General features: G+C 45.0%; 16 protein-coding genes and 1 tRNA gene. 5 read left to right on the top strand and 12 right to left on the bottom strand.

The features are described from left to right. Nucleotides 1-18 precede the first annotated feature (18 nt). Both AB6805_RS02455 and AB6805_RS02460 read right to left on the bottom strand, forming a co-directional pair. Nucleotides 19-789, bottom strand: a complete 771-nt coding sequence (locus tag AB6805_RS02455; protein WP_370907879.1) for an SDR family oxidoreductase — start codon at nucleotides 787-789, stop codon at nucleotides 19-21. 116 nt (nucleotides 790-905) lie between these two features. Then, on the bottom strand, nucleotides 906-2,693 hold the full coding sequence (locus tag AB6805_RS02460) for a hypothetical protein (protein ID WP_370907880.1): 1,788 nt from the start codon (nucleotides 2,691-2,693) through the stop codon (nucleotides 906-908). A gap of 302 nt (nucleotides 2,694-2,995) precedes the next feature. Between AB6805_RS02460 and AB6805_RS02465 the strand changes: the two genes are divergently transcribed. After that, nucleotides 2,996-4,513, top strand: a complete 1,518-nt coding sequence (locus tag AB6805_RS02465) for a DUF5060 domain-containing protein (RefSeq protein ID WP_370907881.1) — start codon at nucleotides 2,996-2,998, stop codon at nucleotides 4,511-4,513. 86 nt (nucleotides 4,514-4,599) lie between these two features. Here AB6805_RS02465 and AB6805_RS02470 read toward each other — a convergent pair whose 3' ends face one another. From AB6805_RS02470 to AB6805_RS02510, 9 genes are all read right to left on the bottom strand, one after another. Further along, on the bottom strand, nucleotides 4,600-5,223 hold the full coding sequence (locus AB6805_RS02470) for a YdeI family protein (protein ID WP_370907882.1): 624 nt from the start codon (nucleotides 5,221-5,223) through the stop codon (nucleotides 4,600-4,602). Between the two features lie 10 nt (nucleotides 5,224-5,233). Then, nucleotides 5,234-5,641: a VOC family protein gene (locus tag AB6805_RS02475; protein ID WP_370907883.1), complete on the bottom strand. Its 408-nt coding sequence runs from the start codon at nucleotides 5,639-5,641 to the stop codon at nucleotides 5,234-5,236. Between the two features lie 83 nt (nucleotides 5,642-5,724). Beyond that, entirely contained in the window at nucleotides 5,725-6,618 is an 894-nt protein-coding gene (locus tag AB6805_RS02480; protein ID WP_370907884.1) for a helix-turn-helix domain-containing protein, read from the bottom strand. A gap of 477 nt (nucleotides 6,619-7,095) precedes the next feature. After that, nucleotides 7,096-7,180 (bottom strand) — tRNA-Ser (locus AB6805_RS02485). A gap of 217 nt (nucleotides 7,181-7,397) precedes the next feature. Beyond that, nucleotides 7,398-8,819, bottom strand: coding sequence for an efflux transporter outer membrane subunit (locus AB6805_RS02490; RefSeq protein ID WP_370907885.1), 1,422 nt, complete (start codon nucleotides 8,817-8,819; stop codon nucleotides 7,398-7,400). Between the two features lie 42 nt (nucleotides 8,820-8,861). Further along, complete coding sequence (locus AB6805_RS02495) at nucleotides 8,862-12,026, bottom strand: efflux RND transporter permease subunit (RefSeq protein WP_370907886.1); 3,165 nt, start codon at nucleotides 12,024-12,026, stop codon at nucleotides 8,862-8,864. Nucleotides 12,027-12,165: 139 nt separating this feature from the next. Further along, on the bottom strand, nucleotides 12,166-13,359 hold the full coding sequence (locus tag AB6805_RS02500; protein WP_370907887.1) for an efflux RND transporter periplasmic adaptor subunit: 1,194 nt from the start codon (nucleotides 13,357-13,359) through the stop codon (nucleotides 12,166-12,168). A gap of 345 nt (nucleotides 13,360-13,704) precedes the next feature. Next, complete coding sequence (locus AB6805_RS02505) at nucleotides 13,705-14,589, bottom strand: helix-turn-helix domain-containing protein (RefSeq protein ID WP_370907888.1); 885 nt, start codon at nucleotides 14,587-14,589, stop codon at nucleotides 13,705-13,707. A gap of 125 nt (nucleotides 14,590-14,714) precedes the next feature. After that, entirely contained in the window at nucleotides 14,715-16,835 is a 2,121-nt protein-coding gene (locus tag AB6805_RS02510) for an endonuclease MutS2 (RefSeq protein ID WP_370907889.1), read from the bottom strand. Between the two features lie 431 nt (nucleotides 16,836-17,266). On the opposite strand from AB6805_RS02510, the gene msrA reads away from it, so the two are divergent. From msrA to ygiD, 4 genes are all read left to right on the top strand, one after another. Beyond that, the gene (msrA, locus tag AB6805_RS02515; protein WP_370907890.1) at nucleotides 17,267-17,914 is read left to right on the top strand and encodes a peptide-methionine (S)-S-oxide reductase MsrA; all 648 of its coding nucleotides are present in this window, start codon (nucleotides 17,267-17,269) and stop codon (nucleotides 17,912-17,914) included. Between the two features lie 235 nt (nucleotides 17,915-18,149). Then, on the top strand, nucleotides 18,150-18,569 hold the full coding sequence (locus tag AB6805_RS02520) for a hypothetical protein (protein ID WP_370907891.1): 420 nt from the start codon (nucleotides 18,150-18,152) through the stop codon (nucleotides 18,567-18,569). A 57-nt stretch (nucleotides 18,570-18,626) separates the two neighbouring features. Further along, a complete protein-coding gene (locus tag AB6805_RS02525; RefSeq protein WP_370907892.1) occupies nucleotides 18,627-19,037 on the top strand; it encodes an Rrf2 family transcriptional regulator in 411 nt (136 codons plus the stop codon). A 41-nt stretch (nucleotides 19,038-19,078) separates the two neighbouring features. Beyond that, nucleotides 19,079-19,900 (top strand): 4,5-DOPA dioxygenase extradiol, encoded by an 822-nt coding sequence (ygiD, locus tag AB6805_RS02530; RefSeq protein WP_370907893.1) that lies wholly within the window; start codon nucleotides 19,079-19,081, stop codon nucleotides 19,898-19,900. A gap of 41 nt (nucleotides 19,901-19,941) precedes the next feature. Here ygiD and AB6805_RS02535 read toward each other — a convergent pair whose 3' ends face one another. Continuing rightward, complete coding sequence (locus AB6805_RS02535; RefSeq protein WP_370907894.1) at nucleotides 19,942-22,335, bottom strand: ABC transporter permease; 2,394 nt, start codon at nucleotides 22,333-22,335, stop codon at nucleotides 19,942-19,944. Between the last annotated feature and the right edge of the window lie 95 nt (nucleotides 22,336-22,430).

A 22,430-nucleotide genomic window follows, 5' to 3' on the forward strand; every position in this document is an offset into this window, starting at 1 on the left:
TTCATGCTAAATTAAGTTTTAATCCTGTACACTTGGCCGGACAACAATATCTCCCACCTCCACATTACCCGGCTGACTAATGGCGTAGATCACCGCAGCTGCTATTGCATCAGGAGTGATCGCGATTTGTGCTGCCTTTTCCTTAACAGCTAATCTGGCTGCTTCGTCTTTGATATGATCTGTCAGTTCTGTATTAACAAAACCAGGTGAGATCCCGGTTACACGGTATAGCCCATTTGACTCCTGGCGCAGGGCCTCGGTGATAGTACGCACTGCATTCTTGGTACCGGCGTACACACCCTGCAGGGGCACAATTTTTATACCGGAAGTTGATATGATATTGATGATATGACCAAAACCTTGTTTTAAAAAAATCGGCAAGGCAGCTGCGATACCATACAGGGTTCCTTTGAGATTGACATCAATCATTTCCTCCCAATCGCTGACCTGGACATCGTCGACCCTCGACAGACGGGCAATTCCAGCGTTATTCACAATCACATCCAAACGTCCGAAAGTTACACTGGCTACATGAACCAATTGCACTAAATCATCGCGGTGTTTGATATCAGTCACCGAATAGACAGCTTCGCCACCTGCCGCTTTGATCCGCCCAACCAAATCTTCTAATCGATCTTTACGACGGGCGCCTAAAACTACTTTTGCACCCTGCGCTGCCAGCATAATTGCTGTTGCTTCACCAATTCCGCTGCTGGCGCCTGTTATAGCGACTACTTTTCCTTTAATATTGTTTTCCATTGTACAAAGGTCGCCAAAGGCATTGGTCATAGCTTAGCCTAAAGGGTCAAATGTGTAGCCTGAATCCCGATATGCGGCCTATCTTAGGTAAAGATAGAGCGAAACGCTTTACTGTAGCAGCTAAAACAAAGATATGGCGATCGTCATCAAATCTTTCTTAAACTGTCAACCAGCTCTCCTATGCTTCCGTTTCGTTGATTTCTAAAAGCCAAATCGGTATAAAGGGTAGCACAATATTTACTGGATAATTTTAAAGCCTTCCATTCCGACCATAAAAGATCGTAACGGTTAATGGCCTGCTTAATCACCATTATATTGAAACTGCCGTTCCGTTCTGCCATGCCGTTTTCAATCATCAATATCCACATTTGCTCAATCAGTTCATATTTTATCCGGCCATAAGTGCATGACACTTCAATAGATTCCTGATCTGCTGCATTGTTTACATGAATTTGTTTCGACAACGCTTCGATCTGTCTCCATATGGCTGAAGCTTCCGCTTTTTCAGCCAATACTTCTCTTTCTTTTCTTTTGCTAATGATTTCACTAACTATATCTTTGTTTTCTGCCGCTGAAAAATATTGATCACGACTCCACCAAACGTCATTAGCGGTATAACTGTTCAATTGTCCTTTCCGAACGCCCTCTATAGTCAATAGATTTAATTGCCTGAACAGATCGGCTTCATAACCAGTTAATCCAAGCTTGCGTGCAAACTCATAAAAAATTGTTTCTTCGGACTTTTCGGGATGCTGTGCGTATTGCGAAAGGACGTATGTATTCAAATCTGTCCATAATTCATTAATGATATACGGTCCGTCCCATCCGCCTCCATTTGACCATGTCATCACTCCTTTTAATAATCCTTTACTTAAGATATCTTTTATTCCCCGCGGGTTGTCAGGATCGTTCAGTTTTCCGTTGAATTCATGTCGCCCGAAAATAATTTCGTATTTCGTCTCCGGCCAGCCATCTATTACGCCTTTTGCCGTATAATAGGGATGCGCACCTTTTCCGTAAGCTTCCATCCTTGATTGTGCCTCCACTATTTGCGTATGGTTACCGATAGCGAGGGTGGGATTAAATGGTGTCATCCGGTGAAAATCGTCTTGCTGATATTTAATGACGAAAATTAAATTTGGATGCGGTTTTATTTGATTGGTAACAGCCAGATAATAATCGGGGTTGTTATGGAAATTATATCCAAAATCCCAGGTACGATAAAACAGCTTCTTGTTGCGCTTTACACATATCTCATCCCGTAAAAGGTTTATCAGCGTCACATGATCTTCTATACCGCTCTTACCGTCACGTATAGGCCCTCCTCCCATATGGTAGGGGGCATCCTGCAAATATGTTTCGCCAAAGCGAAGCGTTAAACCGTCCAGTTGAGGAAACCGCTCAAATATGCCGGCTATTTGTGCACGAAGCATATCCTGGGTCCTTTTGCTTTGCATATCGGGCTTTCTTGATCGTTCGTCCATGCCTCCGGTACCGGCTACCTTGCCTTTACCTGTTATTTCATTACCATATTTTCCCCATAAAGACTTTGGAAAAACAATGAAATCGGTAAATGGATACACACACATACCGGCCTTCTTACAGGCCATCAGCTTTTTATCGATATCCGCTGCTTTCGCCATAATCCATTCCCGCTCTTTACTATTTTCAGGGACAATGCCTTTTTCATAGTTATCGTAAGTGATGGCGCAATTAACAAACCAATGGGTTACCATTCCATTAAAACCCTGCGATTTCATGTAAACCGGATCATTATACTTTGTTACATAAGGTGCTTCTCCGGGATTATTATGCACCATGTCCAGGATGTATGGAAGTGGCTGAACGGTCGACTGTGCAAATGCCTGTCCGGTTATTAAGGACAGGCATGCGCTTAGTGCCAGATAGCTAATTTTTACCTTAAAATTATTCATTTAAGCTGCTTTTTTTAAAAATGCTGTGATAAACATTGATAACATGATTTCAACTACCATAGAAGCACTTTCTGATATCGCAATATCGAAGGGGGGAACTATTGACAATCGCTCACGCGCGTTCAGCGGCATTTCCATCTTGGTTTGCGTTGTTAATGGTATTCTTTTTTTGAATTCCGGCGGCGTACATTTGTTGATTTTTCGTATGTCGATGCTAAATTTACATTTTTAATTGAAATATCGGCACTTATCCAACTGGCACCGTGTAGGGTACTTTTTTCAATGACACTAAAATTACACGTATGAAAATTCAAAATATTTTTTTCTTGCTGCTTATTTGCAATTGCTCACTTTATGCGCAGCATACTACTGAAAAATGGAAAGTCTTTGAATTAACACTTAATGGGTCAACTGAAGGAAATCCATTTACAGATGTGAACCTAACAGGCAGATTTATTAAGAACAAGGATACTATTTCTGTTCCAGGTTTTTACGACGGCGATGGCATTTATAAAATCAGGTTCATGCCTCCAAACGAAGGAAAATGGAACTATGTAACTTTAAGCAATGTCAAAAACCTCACTAATAAAAAAGGAAGCTTTGTATGTACCCCTGCGCAAAAAGATAATCATGGTCCTGTAGCAGTAAAAGACAGTTTCTATTTTGCATATGCCGACGGTACCCCGCATTATTCGTTTGGAACCACCTGCTACGGCTGGGTACACCAGGGTGATAGTTTGGCCGAAGTAACGCTCCAAACATTATCGAAGGGGTATTTTAATAAAATGCGCATGTGCATTTTTCCAAAGAGCTATGACTGGAACAATAATGAACCTGTGTATTATCCCTTTGAGGGATCACCGCTAAAAAACTGGAACTATAACAAATTAAACCCTGCCTTTTTCAGGAACATCGAAGAAAGAATAAAGCAGCTCGATTCACTAGGCATTGAAGCAGACCTTATTGTTTTCCATCCTTACGACCGTTGGGGATTTAGTTCGCTCGACAGAGCAACCGAAGACCTTTATATCAATTACATCATTGCACGATTCGCAGCTTTCAAGAATGTTTGGTGGAGCATGGCCAACGAGTATGATTTTATGCAGAATAAGAAAATGAGTGACTGGGACTATTATATTGAGCAATTCGCTACCAAAGATAAGTTTCACCACCTCCTTAGTATTCATAATGGTGTTCAGTTCTATGATCATACCAATCCCTACATTACGCATGTAAGCATTCAGGAAGAAAACACTTATAAGGCAAAAGAGTACAGGACAAAGTATAAAAAGCCTGTTATTTTTGATGAATGCAGATATGAAGGAAACATACCGTGGTCGTGGGGTAATTTAACTGCTCCATCCATGACTGAAAAGTTTTGGAGAGGTTTCACCAATGGAGGATTTGTAGGACATGGAGAAACTTATGTTACTGAAGATCCTATCCGGCTTCCTGGTGAATCATCCGATATTTTATGGTGGTCGAAAGGTGGTGTGATGATAGGAAAAAGCCCCCAGCGGATCAAGTTCCTCCGCCAGATTATTGAAGCGGCCCCCGAGGAATTAAAACCCATTCCTTTATTTACGTGGGCACCATTTTCATGCGTCGGCATTGAACATGAATACTATTTGGGGTATTTGAATGATGCACAACCGCGAAGCATTGTTATTGATCTTCCTGCAGACGCATCCTACAATGTTGAAGTGATTGACACATGGAATATGACCATCACACCATTGGAAAAGAAATTTTCAGGACACAGCTTAATCGGGTTACCGGGAAAACCATATATGGCTGTGAGAATTGTAAGAAATAAGTAGGATAGCAGTCAGATTTCCCCGAAAGCCCGTGATATCTGAAATTACAGGGAGAATGTTGTATGCAAAAAAGGTGGAACCCAATGGGTTTATTTCTGATGCTTCCAGAACCGGCCCTTGCCATCAGCTATCCATTCCAGGGCTTCATCTATCCTTTTTTGCCGGGTCTGATCGGTCTTAGCATCACTTATCCAGATGATGTATTCCTTACGGAACGAATTTGACTTGCTTTCAAAGACCTGTTTAGCCTTTGGGCTGCCTTCCAGCGCATCATGGAAATAGCCGGGCGTTTCCAATACCCTGGGCTTTTCTGCTAACGGTTTTTCCCTTTGGATCTTTACGCCCTTTTCGTTCAGCTGTACCGCTTGTTTAATCATCGCGATAAATTCCGGATCAGGAAGCAGTTCGCTGAACCTGGTTATCTTGCCCAGCAGCCGCTTGACTGGCTTGAGGTCTTTCGCCGCTTTCAAACGCGGATCGTCCATTAGTTCACCTTTTAAAAAGGTAAAAGAGCAGTGAGCCTTATGTGCGGCCATCACGCACATATGATCTCCCTTATAATCAAAATGGGGAATGCCCCATTTGATAGCCTCTTCCACATCCGGGCAGTTTTCATGAATGAGCCTGCGCCAGTGTTCAAGGATAGGCCTGGCAAAATTTTCCGCCTTTGCGATATAAACATCTATGGCCGGATCGTATTTCATGTTATCCATATCTAAATGTTTAAGACTGGCCGAACTGATTCATGTCCATATATACTAATTCCCATTTGTGACCGTCCAAATCGGCAAAACTATGCTGGTACATAAAACCGTGGTCTTTGGGCTCAGCGTAAATCCTGCCGCCTAAAGACTGGGCCTTGCTGACAAATTCCTTTACCTCATCCACTGAGTTTACATCCAATGCGATCAGCACCTCAGTCTGCAGATTGGCATCACAGAGACCAGTATCGATAAAGGTTTTAAAATAGCTTTCGGTAAGCAACATCACAAAAATGCTGTCAGTGACCACCATGCAACCAGCCTTATCATCGCTGAACTGTGGATTGAATAGAAAACCCAGGTTTGTGAAAAACTCCTGAGATCTGCCCAAGTCCTTCACAGGCAGATTAATAAATACTTTACTCGGCATAAGATTAAAATTTGATAGCGCAAATAAAGGCAGATTTGAACAAAAAATATCGATTCAAATCTTGGATTTACTGGTCAATTTAATTACCTGTGCTGCCTGCGGAAAGCTGAAGGAGAAAGTCCGGTGTGTTTCTTAAAGAACTTACCAAAACTGGTCGGGTCAGAAAACTCCAGCTGGTAAGCGATCCTGGAGATCTCCATATCGGTGTACCGGACAAGAGATCTGGCCTCAGCGGCCACACGTTCTGTAATAAAACTCAGCGCATTGCGCCCCGAAGCTTGTTTAACACATTGGGAAAGGTAATTGGCCGTGACTGAAAGCAAGTCCGCATACTCTTTGACGCTTCGTTTATGGATATAGTTGCTTTCGATCAGCTGGATAAAGTCCCGCATCAATAGCTGTTGCCTGCCAGTGGGCAGCACCTTTTGGTTCCTTTCCAGTGCAAATCCCTCCAGATGGCACAGCAGACCCAGTAGTTTCAGCCGCGCTTCCAGGTGTTTGTCTCTGACAGATTGTTCGTAAGCAGAAAAAACAGCTTCAAAATGCGGGGCTAGTTGACTAAAGGTAGCATGATCGAACCTGAACAGGTTTGTGCGGAACTGGTCAAAGAGTGTAAACTGCTGGTGGAACCCTGGCCGGAAAAAAGAGAATGCCTCGGGCTTAAAATAGATAATATAGCCTTTCAGTGCATTATTGTGCGCGAAACTATAGACCAGGTTTGGCGAATGAAACACCAAATAGGAATCCGGATTTTCAACCTCCTCTTCACCATAACTGACATTCACCTTTCCTGAATTGAACAGCAGCGCAAAAAAGTAAAAGGCGCGCTTGAAGGGCGGCCGGTATACCGACACCTGCGGCTCTTCCAGAGGACATAACCTCAGACAATAGAAATCAGGGTTCTCTGTTCTGCCTGGCCAGGGAATCGAGGCCAGAAAATCATTAATTTCCGTGTAAAAGGGAAGCGTTGGTCTCATTTTTTTTATAATCCGTGCAAAACGATTGACCGAAAATAGCCTTTTTAAATATTATCCAGTCCGTAATGAAAAGGATGGTAAATTATTCATCCCGGTTCCAGATTCACAATCCTGGTATCGTATATCACGGATGATCTGGTTGTTGAAGGAATTAAGGGTAAATCGTTCGAAGCCTCCAACATTACTTTGCAGTTTCCTTTTTTTTATCCAACGTCATCTGAGTCCGGTATCGCTGCATCCAAATTATTATTATAAAGTGGTAACCAGTAAACAACTGTAGGAACACAGTTCATTTTACAATATCGTTTGCTCTTTTGCAAGTGCAAATCTTTAGATTATTGATAAGAAATAAATTAATCGGGGTTCGAATCCCTTACACACTATCGAACATACCTTTCAAATCGCAAACACCCGCTACCTCATCTTAAAATGAAAAAGCGACACAAAATCCATTATTGAATTTTGTGTCGCTTTTTGCGGAGAGTCAGGGATTCGAACCCCGGGACCTGTTACAGTCAACAGTTTTCAAGACTGCCGCAATCGACCGCTCTGCCAACTCTCCAGGGACGCAAAAGTATAAAAGAAATTGAAAATAAAAAAAAATTCGGCTATTATTTTTTAAACCCGCCAGCAGCAAGCCTTCCGGAAATAAAAATCCCGGTTTACAACGCGTAAACCGGGATGGTATGATAAAAATGACGGACCTAAGCGATCTGTTTCGGGTAGTGATTCAAAAACTCAGCTGATGGTCTTTCGCTTTGATCCGTCATTTGCAGTGGCTATTTCCAACCGCCGCCCAAAGAACGGTACAGGTCTACCATCGCATTGAGGCGCTGGCGGTCTATATCGGCCTGGGCCAGTTCGGCCTGCAGGGAACGTGATTGGGCAGTAATTACTTCGAGGTAGTTAGCCATACCGCTGCGGAACAGCAGCTGGGCCTGTTGTACTGCCAGTTGCGAAGTATTTACCTGGCGAACAGCAATTTCCTGCTGCACCTTTACTTTGTCCAGCTTTACCAACGCATCACTTACCTCTCCTACTGCTGTAAGAGCAGATTGCTTAAACTGGATCACCGCTTGTTCACGTTGAATTTTAGCTACTTCCAGTTGTGTTTTTAACTGGCGGCGCTGGAAGATGGGCTGTGCCACACTTCCCGCTACTGTACCAAACAGGGAGGCAGGAAGATTAAACCAGGTGCTGGCTTTGAAGGCATTTAATCCGCCACTGCCGGTAATAGTGAGCGTAGGATACATACTACCCTGCGCTACGCCTACCTGTGCATTGGCAGCTACCAGTCCCATTTCGCTGGCGCGTACATCCGGGCGGCGGCTAATCATGGCCGCAGGAATACCTGCCGGCAATGAGTCCAATACCTGGAAGTCGCTCAGTTTGCTGCTACGTGTAATCGTTGACGGTAGCTCACCGGTTAAAATGCGCAACGCATTTTCCTGGATGGCAATACCCTGTTCCAGCTGTGGGATCAGCAGTTCCGCAGTTTGTTGCTGCGAAATAGCCTGTTGCACACCCAGCTCTGTTACATCACCGGCGGCTTTCTGCAAACGGATCATCTTTACGATGGTATCGCTGAGCGCCAGGTTTCTGCGGGCCACACTGAGCTGGTTGTCCAGCATCAGCAGGTTGAAGTAACTGTTGGCAATAGCTGCCACCAGCCCGGTTTGCACGGCGCGCTCGCCTTCGTACGACTGCAGATAGGTAGCCAGTGCGGCTTCTTTCTGACGTTTTATCTTACCCCAGATATCAATTTCCCACGACATGCCCACACCGATATTAAAATCTTCGATATGGTCGCCGAGGTTATTAACAGCAAGGTTCAATCCATTGAAACTATTCTTGGAAGGGAAGTTGGTACTGCCCGATGCGGTAGCTGTAAAAGCCGGCAACCAGGCCACTTTAGCCTGTTTCAGGTAAGCCTGCGCCGTTTCCACTCTTTTCACCGCCAGCTGCAGATCATAGTTGCCGGTAAGGGCCTGGCTGATCAACTGCTGTAAGGTGGCATCTGTAAAAAACTTTTTCCATTCTATTTCTGCTATGCTGCTGGTGTCTGAAGGCGCAGTGTCATTATTGAACTGCTGCGGCAGCGCCACCGGGGGCCGCTCGTAATTGCGGCCTACCCGGCATGCTGCTAACCCTACAACTAAGGAGAACAACAAAAAGTAAAATGAGCTATATCTTGTTTTCATTTGTCTTTTTTCTGAATCTGATAATATATTTTTCTGCCGCTATTAATGAACCAGCTTTGCCTGATGTTCTGCTTCCACTGCCACTATCGGCTTGCGGCTGATTTTCTCTTGCAGGAACTGGAAAATTACAAACAGCACAGGTATGATGAATACCCCCAGGACCACCCCGGTAAGCATGCCACCTACAGTACTCCAACCGATCGAATGATTGCCTTTGGCAGATGCACCTTGTGTAAAGATTAATGGCAACATACCAACAATAAAGGCAAAGGAAGTCATCAATATTGGACGAAGACGAAGCTGTGCTGCTTCCAACGCCGCCTCAACAAGCTCATAACCCGCCCTTCGCCGTTGTAGGGCAAACTCCACAATCAGGATCGCATTTTTTGCCAATAATCCAATCAGCATGATCATACCTATTTGTACGTAGATATTGCCCTCTATGCCGCTAAAGCCAATGAAACTATATACACCTAATATACCCGTAGGTACAGTAAGGATTACTGCCAGTGGCAGGATATAGCTTTCATACTGTGCAGCCAGCAGGAAGAATACGAACAATACACTCAATAAAAACACGAACGCAGTTTGGTTCCCGGCTCTTATCTCTTCCCTCGTAATACCCGTAAACTCATAGGCATATCCTTGTGGCAATGCCTTTTTCGATACTTCTCCAATGGCTTTAATTACATCACCGGTACTATAACCTGGTTTGGGTGTAGCATTAATGGTAACAGCACTATACAGGTTGTTTCGTGTAACTGTTTCCGGGCCATATACACGTGTGAATTTGGCCACTGTACTTACCGGTACCATCGTACCCAGGTTGTTCTTTACATAAATAGCATCCAACGAACTTTTATCCATCCGGTATGAAACATCGGCCTGCGCCATTACGCGGCTATATTTCCCGAAACGGTTAAAGTCTGAAACGAAGCTACTACCATAATACGTTTGCAGCGTATTCAACAAATCACCAACAGATACACCCAATTGTTTCACTTTTATATCATCTATATCAATGGTGTATTGTGGATTCCCCGTATTAAAAGTAGTGAACGCACTTGCCACTTCCGGCCGCTGACTTAACGCACCAATAAAACCCCATGCCGTTCCTGCTAATTTCTCCAGCGATCCGTTTGTTCTGTCCTGCAACATCATTTCTACCCCGCTCACATTACCAAAACCCTGTATTGTTGGAAAACCAACAAAGAAAGTCAGGGCATCATGTACTTGCATTGATTTGCCTAACAAACCGCCAGCAATAGCAGTCGGGTCTTTTACAGCACCTCTCTCCTTACGATCTTTTAACCGTACAAATATCGCAGCATTAGGGGAAGCGTTCGCATTTGTTACGAAGTTCATCCCATTTGCAGCCCATACATCGCTCACACCCGCATCTTGCATCGTAATTTTACTGATCTGGCTCGTTGCATTCTCCGTTCTGCTAAGTGAACTACCGGGAGGTGTTTGGGTAATACCAACTACAAACCCCTGATCCTCATCCGGAATAAACCCGGTAGGTGTTGTTTTAATCAGCAAAACTGTAGCAACCACCACAAGCAATAATCCGGTAATGGCCACCCATCTGTTCCTCAGCAGGAATTTGATGCTCCGTATATATCTTGCCGTCATTGCATTAAAAGCGGTATTAAACGCATCGAAAAAGCGGGCACCAAAACCTTTTTTCTCTCCACCTTCGCCTATATGCTGATTCTTTAAGAATAATGCACACAACGCCGGACTTAGCGTTAACGCATTCACCGCAGAAATAACGATAGCAATGGCCAGTGTAAAGGCGAATTGTTTATAGAATACGCCTGCAGGACCTTGCACAAAGCTCACTGGTACAAACACTGCTGCCATTACCAATGTGATCGAAACAATCGCACCGGATATCTCACTCATCGTTTTAACTGTTGCCTCTCTTGCCGGTAAATGCTCACGTTCCATCGTTGAGTGTACGGCCTCCACAACCACAATCGCATCATCCACTACAATACCAATAGCCAGTACCAGTGCGAACAATGTAAGCAGGTTAATACTAAAGCCAAATAATTGTAAGAAGAAGAAGGTACCTATAATCGAAACAGGAACAGCAATTACCGGGATCAATGTAGAGCGCAGATCTTGCAGGAAAATGAAAACCACAATGGCCACCAGGATGAATGCAATGATCAGTGTTTCTTTTACCTGGTCGATAGATGCATCCAAAAACTCCTTCGAGTTGTACATGATCTTAAACTTCATACCATCGGGTAACGCCTTATCAAATTCTCCGATCTGGCGTTCCAGTTCGGTAAGAATTTCATTGGCATTGGAACCCGGTGTTTGCAAAATACCAAAACCAGTAGCCGGTTTGCCGTCAAGCAAATTCGAGGCAGTATAAGTATAACCACCAAGTTCAACCCGGGCCAAATCTTTAAGGCGAAGAACAGAACCATCGTTATTTGCCTTAATCACCATGTTTTCATACTCTTCAGGCTTGTTCAACTTTCCCTTGTACTTAATAATATACTCGAAAGATTCTTTACTACTTTGTCCCAAACGCCCTGGTGCAGCTTCTACGTTCTGATCTTTGATCGCATTCATCACCTCTGTTGTAGAAAGATTATTAGCAACAAGCCTATCGGGTTTCAACCAGACACGCATCGAATAATCTTTTGAACCAAATGGCTGTACCTGTGCCACCCCTGGTATACGTTGCAACTGAGGGATGATATTAATTCTTGCATAGTTATTTAAGAACAGTTCGTTGTACTTAACGCTATCCTCGCTATATATCGCCACAAACATCAGGAAGCTGCTCTGCACTTTCTGTGTAGAAAGCCCGGCCTGTAATACTTCGGGAGGCAGCTGGCTATTAGCTTTAGATACGCGGTTTTGTACGTTTACCGCCGCAATATCAGGATCCGTTCCTTGTTTAAAATAAACTGTCAAGGTGTAGCTACCATCGTTGTTGGAATTGGAGGTCATGTACGTCATGTTCTCCACACCATTTACCGATTCTTCTATGGGGGTAGCAACTGTACGGGCTATCACCTCCCCGTTGGCACCAGGGTAGTTGGCAATAACCTGTACCGATGGTGGCGCAATCTCAGGGAATAAGGCCGTAGGCAGGGAGAATAAAGACAACGCTCCCAGTATAACCAATATGATAGAAATAACCGTTGATAACACCGGTCTTTCAATAAATCGTTTTAACATAAATAACAATTATGGGTTGCGGTATGTCCGCACGAACACAAACAGTGCATGTGTGTGTAACAACACTGCCTGCGTCACAATTTGAATAATGTTTTGTGTAAACGTTCTTAACACTGGCGTGTTTTCACGCTTAACTATTTTAAAGCAGCGGCTTTGCTTTCAACAGACTATCTATAGATACCATCTGTGGCTGAATAACAACACCATCTTTTAAACCACCCATCATCATGGTAGATTGAGAAGATAATACAATCTTATCTCCCACCTTTACGCCGTCAGTAACAAAATAATAATTAGACGTTTTGCCAGAAATGGTTAGTGGTTTTGTAACGATTTTATTACTATCGGCCACTGTATAAACAAACACTTTGTCCTGCAATTCAAACGTGGCTTCCTGAGGAATTACCAATGCAGAAGCATGTAAAGTAGGTACTCTTACTTTACCGGTACTACCACTTCTAAGTACTCCCTGTGCATTAGGAAAGCTGGCACGTAAACTAATTGCACCAATAGTTTTGTCAAACTGCCCTTCCACTATTTCAACTTTTCCTTTTTCAGGATAAACACTTCCATCTGCCAGGATTAATTCTACCGGTGGCATTCCTTTTACTTTTTCAGCAACACTGTTACCTGGATATTTTTCCTTGAATTTGAGGAAATCGGTTTCACTCAAAGAAAAATAAACACGCATATCCTTTACTTCAGAAATAGTAGTCAATGCGCCTGTCATTCCTCTGCTAATAAGGCTTCCGGTTTTAAACGGAATACTACCTACATAACCATCGCTGGGTGCGCTGATATTTGTGAACCCAAGATTGATACGGGCGGCTTCTACCTGGGCCTGTGCCTGGGCAACATTAGCTTTCGCTGAATTGTAACTTGCTTCGGCCGATTTTAATTGAACATCCGATACCACATTATTACTAAGCAGCGGTTTCAATTTATCAACATTGATTTGCGCATTCTCTAATGCCGCTTTTGCAGCTTGCAAATTTGCAGTGGCATTGTTGAGTTGCTCTGCATAAGGTCTGCTGTCGATCGTGAAAAGTGTTTGACCTTTTCTAACGTAAGCGCCTTCATCTACTGAAATATTCGTTAAATAGCCATCTACCTGTGGTCTTATTTCCACATCACGGGTTCCTTCTACCGAAGCAGGGAAATCCTGAAATGTTGTAGCAGGTAATGTAACTGCTTTAATTACAGGTAAAGATGCTGGTGGCGGTGCCTCATTCTTTGCCTGCGATGTGCTGCAGGCAGACAATACGGAAAGAACAAAAAAGCTATAAAGTAAGCCTGCCGGCAAATTTGTAAACGTTGATTTAAATGGTTTCATACTACTTTGTTTTAAACGACTAACAATAAAATTCCCCGGTACGATCAAGGCCAATAAAAGGTAGCCTTGCTTCGCAGCAATCAATATCAGTGACAGCAATCGGGTTGTGAAATACAGGTAGGTAGCCCCGCAACACTCAGACACCTATAATGTTACAGCACATTATACGTTTGAGCACAGCAATTTGTTACTACTGTAAAAAAGAAAATTGAAGGTTTGCGGTCGGCCGCTAAAAAATTCTCATCGGTTTTCAAAATTTAGAATGATGCACGGGCGACATCATTATTTTAAACACAATGCAAAAATAGATATTTAAAGTTAACGCACGTTTAAATTATTACGGGTTTAATTGTACTTTTCACGGATACTCTTTTGAAATGATGCAGGCGTGAATCCGGAATGCTTCTTAAAGAAACGGTTAAAATAGGCATCATCTTCAAAATTCAACTGCGCAGCAATCTGCTTAATAGAGTGCTCACCCCAGTACAGCAGGCGTTTTGCTTCCATAATCCGCTTCTCGTCAATGATGAATTTAGCATTCCTTCCCAGCAATGCCTTCACCGTGTCATTTAAATGTCCCGGTGAAACGTACAACATTTCTGCATAATCCGATACCTGCGCTTTCTCATGAAAATGCTGATCTACCAGCATCTTAAACTGCCGCGCCATATTATATTGCGAACTCTCTGCATTCATCCAGTTACCGGAAGGTTCAGAAATACGCCCGCACGCTATAATAAAAGCGTTCAACAGGTTACGGATGATGGCATCCTTGCGTAATTTGTTGCTGTTATACTCTTTCCTGATCAAATCTGCATAAGACAATACTTCCTCCAGCTGCTCTTCGTTCAGCGGAACCATACCGGAACTGAATACACAGCGCCAGCAGCTCACCACTCCCTGCATTTCGGGCACCAGGAAGTCGTTGGTGAAGTAAAGATTAATGAGCTCCGCATCAGGATCCATCTCATGCTGATGCACCTGGTTAGGTTCCATCAGCATGAGCGCCGGCGCTTCCATCTCGTATTTTTTAAAATCAATCACCTGCGTTATGCGGCCCTTGATCAATATATCTATACTATATCCATTGTGACGATGCGGAATGTTCAGATCACCTGCGCACTCATAACCATTCCACTCCCCCATGAAAAAGTTGGCCCCTTCTGCGTAATCACAGTTATAAACCTGTACATCCGAATTGCGTGTTACAACACGTTCTAATACTTCCATTGGTTTAATATTTTACGGTAACCAAGATTTGAATTTTGACGCGGTAAAGATAGTTTATTAAATAACCTTGCTCCAACTATACGGCCTATAGATAATCTCTATATCACCTCCGGACATCCGTTATATCATTTCCCCTCCTCCACCTTTTCGGCAGGTTTTTCCTGCACCAGCACAAGATCGCTCAGTTTCACATTGATAGGAATATTGCCAATTTTTACGATGGCACGCTTATCCCGGATCTCCAATACCTTGCCCACCTGCCTGTTGGTAACAATTTTCACCTGGGTGCCTACCTCTATCTGGCCTTTGATCTCCTCAAATTTGTCCTGTACTTTTTTATTAAGTTGTTCAGTATGCTGCTTTTCACGGCGGCGGAATAACAGGATTTCTGCCTGCTTCATTACTTTCTCCTTATCATCGGCACGTTTCCACTCTATCACGATCTGCTTCAGCTTCCGCTCCATATCCTTCAGATACTGCAGGTCATCTTCCTTGATCTGGTTCTGTAACTTCAGTAAAGCATATTGCTGCTGCTTACGCTCTTTGTCGGCCAGCACTTCATATTCCTTCTTCAGGCGCTCGTTTTCCTTCAATAACTTCTGCAGTTCCTTTTCTTTGCTTTCTACTTTCTGCAGATCCTGTTCGGCTTTGTTCAGCAGCTTATCCAGCTGGAAATGCCCCTCATCCACCAGTTTCTTGGCGCGCGCAATCAGCGACGGATGCAACCCGATCCTTTCAGCAATAGAGAAGGTATACGAGCTGCCGGGCTTCCCCACCATCAGCTTATACATGGGCATCAGGGTTTGTTCATCGAAGCCCATGGCCCCGTTAACGATCCCCTTTACCTTGTTGGCCATCACTTTCAGGTTCAGATAGTGCGTGGTAACGATGCCGTACGCATGTTTCTTGGCCAGTTCCTCCATGATCACTTCCGCAAAAGCACCGCCCAGGTTAGGATCCGACCCGCTTCCCAGTTCATCTATAAAGAAAAGCGTTCTGCCGTTGGCGTTTTCCATGAAATATTTCATGTTTTTGAGATGAGAACTGTACGTGCTCAGCTCAAACTCCAGCGACTGGGTATCCCCGATATGGATCATCAGTTGTTTGAAGATCCCGATCTGGGAGGACGGGTGTACCGGCACCAGCAGCCCCGATTGCAGCATCAGCTGAATAAGCCCGATGGTTTTCAGGGTCACCGTTTTACCACCGGCATTGGGTCCGCTGATCACCAGGATATGCGCATCTTTATCCAGGTTGATGCTTACCGGGATGGTAGGCTTCTGGTTTTTCCTGTTATAAAGCAGCAGCAGCGGGTGATAAGCCTGTATAAGATTAAGCTGTGCATGCGGCAGCAGCATGGGATAGTTTGCGTCCATATCCAGCGCCAGCTTGGCTTTTGCCCGGATAAAATCGAAAGTACCCAGGATTTCGTGGTAGCCGTTCAGCAAAAACGAAAAACCGCTTAATGCGGCCGTCATCGCTTTGAGAATGCGGTATACCTCGCGTCCTTCTTCCCTTTCGAGCGACTGGATATCATTATTCAGCTCAATGGTTTCTTCCGGTTCCAGGAAGGAAGTCTTCCGCGTATCGGATTCACCATGAATAATCCCCTTTACCATACGTTTATTCTCCGCGTAAATAGCCACTACCCTGCGTCCATTGAGGAAAGCCTCTTCCTGGTCGGCCAGGTAATTGAGCTTTTGCAGCTTTTGCAGGATACGGTCAAACACGCGGCGCAGCTCTGTACGTTTGCGGTACAGCGAAATACGGATGCGGGCCAGTTCCGGGGAAGCGTTGTCCCTTACCTGTCCCAGTTCGTCCAGCACTTCATCGATGGTAGCAGTGATCTTTTTCTCATAATGGGTTTCTTTGATCACTTCATACAACGCAGAGTACTGGGTACGGCGGTCGTGATCAAAGAAACGGACAATGCTATGCATGCTTTCTGCCAGTTTACGCAGCAGCATGGCCTGTTCCCCGGTTAGTACAGCGCCTTCAATAGACAGCAGGCGGAGTTCTCTTTTAAGGTTCAGGATGAAATCGTTCGGAAAATTTTCCTGTAACAGGGTGAGTTGTTTATATTCATGTGCCTGTTGCAGGGCGGTTTTTACGTAATCTATATGCGTGTGCAGGCGGAGCGCTGCGGCCATTTCCTTGCCGAGCTCTGTTTTGCAATGCTCTTGCAGCAATGCCTGTACTTTGTCGAATTCCAACTGCATCAACGCAGATTCAGGAAAATATTTCAAGTGTTATTTATTTAAAGTAAGAAGGCACCAACAATCAGGTATTGTTCGTGTCTGCGTAAAAGGTTTACGTTCATGTGCGCGTAAAAGCGCTGCCAACATGGTGGCGGAGAAAGCTGATCCGGGAAAATTATTAATTCTTGTTCATCTTTGTTGTCATTATGCTATCAAACGTTATCCGGCAATTCTGGCTTATACTATCGGTTCCTGCTGCTGCTGACGTATGCTTTTGGGCGGTTTTCAGGGCGCTCCTGGGTTCCTGGAAACTGCAAAAGAATGTTAAAGTTACTTAACTTGTCGCTCTCCTCCATCATATATTACGTAAATTATAGAAAGGAAAGGCCTTTTAAAGATGCCGGGAATGGCTGCAATCCCTTAACAGCATTACATTCCGGACATATAAAAAAAGCTGCATCTTTGAAATTTTTATTTTTATGAGAAAATATTCAATATTCATTTGCCTGATTGCAATGGCGTTTTCTGCCTGTGCCCAGCAAAAAAAAGACAAAGTGCCCGGAGATATGGAAGTAACCAACAATGGAAAAACGGCTACCGCTACCTTTGGAGGCGGCTGCTTCTGGTGTACAGAAGCTCAGTTTCAATACCTGGACGGTGTAACGAAAGTAGAATCCGGCTATGCCGGCGGTGATGTACCCAACCCCACCTACGAGCAGGTATGTACCGGTACTACCGGCCATGCGGAAGTAATCCGCGTTACCTACGATACGTCAAAGATCAGCTACGAAGAACTGCTGCAGGCTTTCTGGCTGAGTCACGACCCCACCCAGCTGAACAGGCAGGGCAACGACGTAGGTACCCAGTACCGCAGCGTGATCTTCTACAATAACGAGGACCAGAAAGAGAAAGCAGCCTTTTATAAGAAGAAACTGCAGGAATCCGGCGCGTACGACAAACCCATTGTAACGGAAATTGCGCCGCTCACGACTTTTTATGAGGCGGAAGATTATCACCAGAACTATTATAACCAGAACGGGTCACAGCCATATTGCACCTTTGTGATCAAACCCAAACTGGAGAAGTTCAAAAAAGCATTTGCCGGACACCTGAAAAAGCAACCTTAAGGAGAGATAGTGCATGGGGAGTGCATTGATAGTGCATTGGAAGTGCATCAGCAGTGCATCAGAACAGTATTCATAGTGCATGGGGTAGGCATGGCTTACCCATGCATCAGGCATCTGAGAAGTATTGGTGAAGTAACAGACAAACATCGTCGACCTCCCCTCTACCGCATTTATTGCTGAATCCTAAAAAACTTTTATTAACTTATGCAGCAGTTAATAAAAAGTTCCACCATTAATGAGCACTGTACAAGTATGTCCCTGGTGTGGGAGCACGGATCTTATCCGTACCATACCGGAAAAAGACCCATTTCACGTACTGTTTATCTGCCAAAGCTGTCAAAAGGTAGTGAACGACCAAACAACCCCGGAAAACCGGAAAAACATCATTTCTAAACGTACCATCGAGGAAAAAGCGATACAACTGAGCCTGCATTCCGGAAAATTGCATGCCGTTAAATACTACCTGACAGAAATGAACAAGCTCCCCGGCACCAATATTGGCCTGCTGGAAGCTAAAGAGGCCGTGGAGGCGCTTATCGGCGCCCGTGGGGTAGCCAGTGCAGTGAAGCAACCCAGCCGGAATGGCTGCGTGATTGCCCTTATCGTACTGGTTCTCATCATTGCCAGCGTAGTTTACTTCTATACCCACAGATAAATTTTTCCATTCTCCCCTATTATCGTACTTTTGTACTGTAATAAAGTCGATTACAGAATGAACAACGGAAGATTTCCCATATCACTGCATATACTCACGCTGATGGCCAGCGCGGAAGGGGAACTGTTGTCGTCCGACTATATTGCCGGCAGCATTAACATCAACCCGGTACTGGTTCGAAAAGAAATCAGCAACCTCCGGAACCATGGGCTCATAGAAAGTAAGGAAGGTAAAAACGGAGGCGCCACCCTGGCCAAACCAGCCGATAAGATCCGGCTCTCTGAAGTATACCACGCCGTACAACAGGCATCCCTGCTGGGAAATAGCAAAAATAAGCCCAACCCCGACTGCCCTGTAGGGAAACAGATTAACCAGCATCTGGACAGCCTCTACGAGGAAATTGAAGGCGCACTGCTGCTTAAACTGGACAAAACAAGCCTGGCGGACTTCTTACGCCAGTTCGCATAAATTTTATCATCAACGGCATTGCTGCCATCAGGAGGAATAGCATGCAACTCAACGATCTCAGGAATATTACCGGCGAATTTAAAAACAGCGCCCGCATGCCCGTTATGTTTATCGGGCATGGTAACCCCATGAACGGTATCATGGACAATCCCTTTACACGTGCCCTCAGCAGCATGGGAAAGGACTTGCCTCAAAAACCCAGCGCCATCCTGGTAATATCCGCCCACTGGCTCACCAAAGGCACCCACGTGCTGGTAGCCCCGCAACCGGAAACCATCCACGACTTCGGCGGATTCCCGGAAGCACTCTACGCGGTACAATACCCCGCACCCGGCGCACCGGAACTGGCCAGGGAAACCAAACAGCTCATCACTTCCACTAATGTTATAGAAGATGACCACTGGGGCCTCGATCACGGATCTTGGACGGTACTGAAACATATGTACCCTATGGCCGATATCCCCGTATTCCAGCTGAGCATCGATTATCACCAGCCACCGGAATACCACTTCAAACTGGCGGCAGAACTGAAAACACTACGGGATAAAGGGGTACTCATCATGGGCAGTGGCAACATTGTGCACAATCTCCGGCAGGTAGTGTTTACAGACAATGCCAAACCGTTCGACTGGGCCCTTTCCTTCGATGAAACGGTGAAACAAAAACTGGAACAGGGCGCCTTCGCCGACCTGGTAAATTATCATACCCTCGGCAGGGAAGCGCAATTGTCCATCCCAACCAACGATCACTATCTCCCAATGATCTATACACTGGGACTGGTAAATAAAAACGAGGAAATAAAATTCACGTACGAAGAAATACAGAACGGAAGTATCAGTATGCGGTGTTTCAAAACCGCTTAATATAATGCAGCGCCGGGCAATTACTTACCCGGCGCCTTCTTTTAATCAGCCCGCAAACTCTTAACAGGATTGGCCATTGCAGCTTTCACCGCATGAAAACTCACCGTTGCCAACGCAATTACTACCACCGCGCTGCCCGTAATCACAAACACCCATATGCTGATACCCGCATGGTAAGCGAAATTATTCAGCCACCGGTCCATAATCCACCAGGTAACCGGGAATGCTACCGCAGCGGCAATAAGCAATAACTGCAGGAAATCTTTCGATAATAATTTTACAATATTTCCGGTGGAAGCTCCCAGCGTTTTGCGTACCCCTATTTCCTTTGTTCGCTGTACCGCCGTGAAAGCCGCCAGCCCAAAGAGTCCCAGACAGGCAATAAATAATGCCAGCATCGCAAACAACATAAATATCGTTTCCTGCTTCTGCTCACCGGCATACTGCCTGGCGAAATTCTGATCTATAAAACTATAATCGAACTGATGCCCGGGATCAAAGGAATGAAACACTTTTTCAATATAGGCAACTGCAGCCGGCACATTGGACCTGCTCACCTTCACATATACATTGTCCTGCGCACCCGGGAACGGCGGCATCTCCAGCACCAGCGGCGCTATTTTATGCTGCAGGGAATAGATGTGAAAATCTTTTACCACGCCTACCACTACACGCTCGGTACGATTTCCTTCGGCATCAATCTTAAATTGCACCCGCTTGCCCAATGGCTGATCCCAGTTGAGCGTTTTCACAAGGGTTTCATTGATCAGCACAGCATGATGCATATCCGATTCACCGGTATCTGAAAAATTACGCCCGCTTTGCAGCGTGATGCCCATCGTTTTCAGGTAATCCGCGTCCACCATATAATTCTGCGCAACTACAGATGCCTCGGAAATACTGCCGTTCTGCTCAAAGAAAAAGCCGTGACCACCGATATTATTCCTGCCTATTGGATTACTGGCTGCAGCCACATGCTGCACCAGCGGATTCCGCAATAGCTGGTCTTTCAGCACCACCATTTTACTCCGCATCTGCTGGTCAGGTATATGAAAAGACAACACCTGGTCTTTGTCGAAACCCAGGTTTTTATGCATCATATACTGCAGCTGGTCATACGCCACCATAGTGCTTCCTGTTAAAATAATCGCAATGATAAACTGGAAGGTAACAAGCCCCTTCCGGAAGCCAGCGTGGCCGCTGTTTCCCAGCTTCCCTTTCAGTGAATTGATCACTTTAAAACCAGACATAAACACCGCCGGGTAAATACCCGCCAACAGACCGGTGAGTAAAGCCAGCATTATAATAACGACGATGGTTTTTGCCAGTCCGAACTGCCATAACTGTACCTGCGAACCGGTGAAAGCATTAAACCAGGGCAGCAATACCGCTACCATTCCCACAGCAACCAGGGCGGCAAAGAAAGTAAGCAACATGGATTCTGTCAGGAACAGGCGCGCAATTTCTTCCCTGCCCGATCCCATACTTTTACGCACCCCTACTTCTTTTATGCGCGCGCTGGCGCGGGCCGTAGCCAGGTTCATATAGTTAATACAGGCAATCAGCAACGTCAGCAAACCAATACAAAGAAAAATATAGATGTACAGCATGTTGCCGTTTGGCGATATTTCATAATCGAGGTGGGAATGCAGGTGGATATCTGTCACCGGCTGCAGTTCCATTTTATACGTTACTTCTCCCATACGCGGTTTTAAATACCGCTCAAAAAACGCCGGCAGCTTACTTTCCAGCGATTTTGCATCCGCATCTTTCTGCAATAACAGGTAAGTATATACGTCGAAGTTCTGCCAGCCGTTAGCGTTATAGTCCGGCGGCATTACGCGCAATGCGCTGAAAGAGAGATGGGAATTGGAGGGCACATCTTCCATTACTGCGCTCACAGTATAAGCAGTGCTGTCATCTGTGAGGATGGTTTTTCCTATCGCCTCCTCAGGGCTGCCGATGAGTTTTTGAGCAAGACTCCGGGTCAGCACCAGCGAATTGGGTTGGGCCAGGGCGGAAGAAGCATCCCCTGCGGCTATCGGGAAATTGAACACGCTAAAAAAGGTGCTGTCCACAAAAAACATATCCCCTACTTCCAGTTTCTTTTCGCCATATTTCAATGCGGCGCCGCCATCGGCTTCTACTCTTGTTATCTGTTCTATTTCGGGGTAGTCTTTCTTCAATACCGCGGCAAATGGGGCGGAAGTAGTAGCCAGGTGCAAATTACCGCCTGTCCACGTAGCATGATTAACAGCCCGGTAAATACGATCCGCCTGCGGATAAAAATTATCATAACTGGTTTCCCGGTGTACATACAGCAGCAATAACCAGCAGGCGGCCAGGCCAATAGACAAACCGGCAATATTGATCAGGGAATAATATTTAAACCGGACCAGGTTACGCCATGCTATCAGGAGATGATTTTGAAACATCGGGAGAAATTTAAAGTTGATAACTATCTCACATTATTCTCTTCTCCACACCTGAAAAGCAAAAACATGCCATCCCGGATGTATCCTAAATACCA

The organism is Chitinophaga sp. RCC_12, from assembly GCF_041360695.1.
Taxonomy (GTDB): Bacteria; Bacteroidota; Bacteroidia; order Chitinophagales; family Chitinophagaceae; genus Chitinophaga.